7 protein-coding genes are annotated in these 5,182 nt (G+C 57.2%); all 7 read right to left on the bottom strand.

Annotated elements, in window-relative coordinates; genetic code table 11:
* Nucleotides 1-773 (bottom strand): UDP-N-acetylmuramate:L-alanyl-gamma-D-glutamyl-meso-diaminopimelate ligase (gene mpl, locus M7F93_RS10990; RefSeq protein ID WP_298173332.1); only part of this gene is annotated, 773 nt, incomplete at its 3' end.
* 13 nt (nt 774-786) lie between these two features.
* Nucleotides 787-1,377 carry a hypothetical protein gene (locus M7F93_RS10985; protein ID WP_298173329.1) on the bottom strand — a complete coding sequence of 197 codons (591 nt, stop codon included), beginning with the start codon at nt 1,375-1,377 and terminating at the stop codon, nt 787-789.
* The gene (locus M7F93_RS10980; RefSeq protein WP_298173326.1) at nt 1,358-2,140 is read right to left on the bottom strand and encodes a thiazole synthase; all 783 of its coding nucleotides are present in this window, start codon (nt 2,138-2,140) and stop codon (nt 1,358-1,360) included. Before M7F93_RS10980 ends, M7F93_RS10985 begins: the two co-directional genes overlap by 20 nt.
* A 45-nt stretch (nt 2,141-2,185) precedes the next feature.
* Nucleotides 2,186-2,386, bottom strand: a complete 201-nt coding sequence (thiS, locus tag M7F93_RS10975) for a sulfur carrier protein ThiS (RefSeq protein WP_298173324.1) — start codon at nt 2,384-2,386, stop codon at nt 2,186-2,188.
* 172 nt (nt 2,387-2,558) lie between these two features.
* Nucleotides 2,559-4,178, bottom strand: a complete 1,620-nt coding sequence (locus M7F93_RS10970) for a cation:proton antiporter (protein ID WP_298173321.1) — start codon at nt 4,176-4,178, stop codon at nt 2,559-2,561.
* Nucleotides 4,179-4,331: 153 nt separating this feature from the next.
* A complete protein-coding gene (locus tag M7F93_RS10965; RefSeq protein ID WP_298173318.1) occupies nt 4,332-4,784 on the bottom strand; it encodes a hypothetical protein in 453 nt (150 codons plus the stop codon).
* Nucleotides 4,785-4,804: 20 nt separating this feature from the next.
* Complete coding sequence (locus M7F93_RS10960; protein ID WP_298173315.1) at nt 4,805-5,119, bottom strand: hypothetical protein; 315 nt, start codon at nt 5,117-5,119, stop codon at nt 4,805-4,807.
* Between the last annotated feature and the right edge of the window lie 63 nt (nt 5,120-5,182).

The following is a 5,182-nucleotide window of genomic DNA, read 5'->3' as shown; positions in this document are numbered from 1 at the left end:
CGGCTACCGTCCGCGGTATCGAGCCGCACCTGCCACTCGCCTTCCCCGGCAAAGCGTTGCAAAGGCGTCCAGCAACCGCGCTCCAGCACCTGTTTCAGCGCCGGTACCGCAGCATTCATGATGATCGCGCCCGTGCCCGGCACAGTGCGCAGCAGGTGGTGGAACTGGGTGATGATCGCATCCAGATCCGGGAATATATCGGCATGATCGTATTCCAGATTATTGAGAATCAGCGACCGCGGGTGATAGTGTACGAATTTGGAGCGCTTATCGAAAAAGGCCGTATCATACTCATCCGCCTCAATCACGAAAAAAGAGCTGCTCGTCAGCCGCGCCGACACGCCAAAATTACGCGCTTCACCGCCGATGAGAAAACCCGGATTGAGCCCCGCCTCCTGCAATATCCAGGTCAGGATGGAGGTCGTCGTGGTCTTGCCGTGGGTACCCGCCACTGCCAGTACCCAGCGGCTTTGCAGAATCTCCCGGGACAGCCAGGCGGGGCCGGAGTCATAAGGAATCTGCCGGTCCAGCACGGCTTCCACGCAGGGATTACCCCGCGACAGGGCATTGCCGATGAGTACCAGGTTGGGTGCAGGACTCAGTTGGGCGGGATCATAGCCCTCATGGATCATAATCTTTTCACGGGCCAGCAGCTCATTCATGGGCGGATAGGTATGGGTATCCGATCCAGTCACCTGATGCCCCGCCGCCCGCGCCAGCAGCGCGATGCCCCCCATAAAAGTCCCGCAGATGCCAAGGACGTGGATATGCATGGAACGGCGGCGCCTAGTGCATGGTGCTGCGCGCCGGTGCGCCGAGACGTTGATCCAACGCCTGGCTGGCCAACTCATAGAGCGCATTGAATTTTTCCAGGAGATCCTGATAACGGGTCATCATCTCCGCCTCCTCGGCCAGCACCGGATGATCGTCCAGAGAGCGCGCCAGCATATCCCGGGCCATACCCAGACGTTCCACCACCTCAAAATAGGCCCAGCCGTCCGGCGGCTGGGCGCTGGCCGCCGCGATCTCCTGCTGGTAGTACCAGACCAACGCCGCCCGCGTCACCGCCTGCGCCGCCGTCATTTCTTCCGCCTCGGTCAACTGCCATTCGTGGCTGACCGGCTCCTGCCAGTCCATATAGACGTGCCAACGCTGGCCGTTCTCATCCACCATAAACTCCAGGCGCACCCCTACCCCCTGATCGCCCAGCCGAGCAATCAGACGCTCTGCCTCGTCCCAGTCTTCCGCATAATCGGGCAGCACACCGCCGGGCACTGCGCCCATGACCAGACGCTCCACTGTCTCGACAAATTCCTCGTCAAGAGGTGCGGTACGCGCGTATTCCAAGGCATCGTTGCTACTCAAAGAACAGGCCATCCACCGGGCTGCTGGCACTGGCGTAAAGTTTGCGCGGCATACGCCCGGCGCGGAAGGCTTTCCGCCCCGCTGCCACACCCAGGCGCATGGCTTCCGCCATGAGAATGGGATCTTTAGCCGCAGCAATGGCCGTATTCAAAAGAACACCATCGCAACCCAACTCCATGGCCACCGCCACATCAGAGGCGGTACCCACCCCCGCATCCACCAGAATCGGTATGGTCGCCTGCTCCAGAATGATGCGCAGATGGTAAGGATTGCGAATACCCAGACCAGAACCGATAGGCGCTGCCAGCGGCATCACCGCCACACAGCCCATCTCCGCAAAAGCCTTACAGGCCACTGGATCATCCACGCTGTACACCATGACCTCGAAGCCTTCAGAGATGAGAATATTGGCGGCCTCATAGGTCTGCCGCATATCCGGGTACAGCGTGTGGGGGTCACCGATAACTTCCAGCTTGACCAGCTTCCAGTCGCCCAACTCCCGAGCCAGACGGCAGGTGCGCACCGCATCCTCTGCCGTATAGCAACCCGCCGTGTTCGGCAGAATGGTAAAGCGATCCGCCGGCAAGAACTCCAGTAGATTGGGTTCGTCTTTATTTTGCCCCAGATTGACCCGGCGCAGTGCCACCGTCACAATCTCTGCGCCGGCAGCATCAATGGCCGCCCGCGTCTCTGCAAAATCCTTATATTTCCCCGTACCCACCAGCAGGCGGGAGTGGTACTCCCGCCCCGCAATCACCAAAGGATCTTTACACATTGTGTTTATCTTTCACCTCAAAAAAAGGGGGTTAGTGCAAAACGCTCAGCCGCCGCCTACCGCCTGGATAATCTCCAGGCGGTCACCGACCGCCAGAGTCACTGTGGCGTGAGCGCTGCGCGGTACAATTTCACCATTGCATTCAACGGCCACACGGCGCTCCGCCCAGCCGAACTCCGCCAGCAGCGCCAAGACCGTCATCTGCTCCGGCACCTCACGGGCCGCACCATTTACCAGAATTTGCATGGTAGCGATGCTAGAACCTCACCGGGGGAGCGTCAAGCAAATGCCATCCGGCTCACGGCAAAGCCGTTCTCAGTGTTCGACGGCATAGGCGGGCAATTTGTGCTGGGTCAGTAGTGTAATGTGGCAATGCTAACGTACTTATTTGAAAGGTAATAGTATGTAACTCATAAAATCATGGCGCATTCTTTTCCAGTCTCTCCTGCTCCGGCAGCAGCAAGCGCTCTATCAGTCCATCAGCATTGGTCTCAACCTCCAGCAGTCCGGCGTCAATATCCACTGTCAACCGTTCAAAAGTTTCGTACCCAATGAGACTCTCTTGACGTGCATCCAGCAATCGCTGTTTCTGCATGGTCAGCAGCCGTCGATACAAGCGAGAAAAGTCGGTGCGAAAACGATCCTCATCGGCAATGTCAAGGTTTGAGAGCCGGTCTTTGGCGTCTTTGCTTTCCTGGCTATAGTACGTGGTCAAAGCATCGAGCACCTGTGGATCCCGCACACCCTCGTGACGCAACCGATCAATCTCCTGGAGCCCCATTTGCGCCAGGGTCAGGCGCATGCGCTGCATCTCGAAATCGGCGGGGAGGTGCCTGCGGCTGAGTACCCCCAAGGCGCGGGCTACCGGCGATATGCTTAGGCCCTGAATCAAAATGGTCAACAAAACCACACCAAAAACGAGATTGATCAACATTTCCCGGAAGGGGAAGTGCTGTGGAAGACTCAAGGCCAGCACCATGGATAAGGCGCCGCGAATGCCACCCCAGATCAGCACAAAATTCCACGACCACGGCATGCGCGCGCGCGATCGGCTCAGCAAAGCCCCCATGCTATAGATGACTGCCCCTCTGGCGATGGTGATGGCCACATAGGCCGCTATCACCAAGGTCCATATCCGTAGTAAATCAGGCAAGCGAATGGTGAGGCCCACCAGCAGGAATACCAGGGAATTCAGCGCAAAACCGATGTACTCCCAAAAAGTATTCACTGCGAGCCTGACCGAGGGAGCCATGCCCCTTTTGGCACCATAGTTTCCACAGATCAGGCCAGCCACGACCGTACTGATGACCCCGGAATAACCCAACTGCATGGCAACCAGAAAGCTGCCATACGCGGCGAGTATGGTGAAGGTAATCTCTACCATGCCATCATTGACGCGTTTGATGACCTCTGAACTCAGCCACCCGACGATGATCCCGATCAAAACGCCACCACCCACCACGGCCAGAAACTTCACCGCCAGGGCGGAAGCGGTAATGGGTTTTCCCATCGCTATCGCCAGAAACAAGGTGAAGAAGACGATAGCCGTTCCATCATTCAGCAGGCTTTCACTCTCCACCAGAAAGGTGAGCCGTTGTGGTGCCTGCAGTTCGCGAAAAATGGCCAGAACCGAGATCGGATCCGTCGCAGCAACGGTCGCGCCAAATACCAAGGCGATACCGAGCGGCATGGTCACTGCCGCCAAATCGGGCAAATAACGACTGGTCCAGAGAAATACGAATGCCGTCACCACGATGGATATCAGCACACCGGGCACGGCGAGACCAAAAATAGCCAGGCGATCGCGCCATAAAGCGCTGGCGGATAGATGATATGCCGACTCAAAAACCAGTCCCGGCAGAAAGATGGTGAACAAAAGATCGTGCGTCAGGACCGGCGCAGGAAACAGGTGGAGTGCCCCCAATAACAGTCCGCCCAAGACCAGAGCAACCGTATAAGGCATGCGTAATCGGTTGGCCACCACCGCCAGTAATGAGGCGGCCACGAAAAGATAGAGAATGGCAGTTTCCGGTATCATCGTTCCTACGTGCTATTCATGGACTGAAATTGGCGTCGATGCGGAAGATCTCTTGACGCCTTGGTCAGTCCGGCGAAATGGGTTCGCGTAGATGACACCCCTCTGCCCGCTTGGCGATAAAAGATCTTCCGCATCGTGCTGTTTATCCGCGCGTTAGCCGAAATTCTCGGCTCCACTCCGGTCAGCGGATTCCTCTTTCCGCAAATAGTGGTTCAGGCTATTGGCATGCAACTGCACAATCCGCCACTGCGGCGCACCTTCCGCACTCAGGGTCCAGAAGCCCAACCGAGCATTCTGCAGGCAGACCCACAACAAGTGATGATTGAATTCTTTTAATAATACCCAGTTGTAGTCATCTCTTACAGGACCCGCGAATAGTCTGCCGAATAAAGGATTATCGGCGTCCACTGCAGAACGGACCTGCTGTGCCAGCCACTCGTCGGTGAGCGCGACCGGTTTTTGAGAAAAGCCCTGGAGCCGTTTCCGATGGTAGCGATAGAGGACATAGAATCCGACGAGCAGCGCCACAAAACTCAGCAAAATGATGCTGATCATGACGGAAGGATACGTCGCGGAACCGATTTCTGTACTCTTCGATACCAACACGTCTGTCCACAGCAACATGGCTAAAAGAGCCGGTCAGCCCGGCGCACCAAAATACGGCGCCAGTGTTCCACATCCTGCAGACTGACCCCGTACTGGCGGGCGATGTCCCCGGTCTGATCGGGCCTCGCGCGATACGCCGCCAAAGCAATCATGGCCTTGACCGACGGATCGGGCTGCCAGTGTCCTGCCTTAGATCGCGCACGGCAGGGGTAGAGACGCCAGGCGTTCTCCAACAGGGTACGCCAGCAGAACTTCACTAGGCTCACCTCCACCCATAATTCCTGACTGACGTCATCCAGCTTGAATGGTCTGATAATGGCGGATAACTGTTTCATGACGCCGCTAAAACATAAATCCGGTTTCGAAAAGGGCTCTGGCCTGGGTAGGATTATTCCCCT

This window comes from Acidithiobacillus sp., from assembly GCF_027322205.1.
Taxonomy (GTDB): domain Bacteria; phylum Pseudomonadota; class Gammaproteobacteria; order Acidithiobacillales; family Acidithiobacillaceae; genus Acidithiobacillus.
The sequence above is the reverse complement of the archived record's forward strand: the minus strand, read 5'-3'. Positions and strand labels throughout refer to the sequence as shown.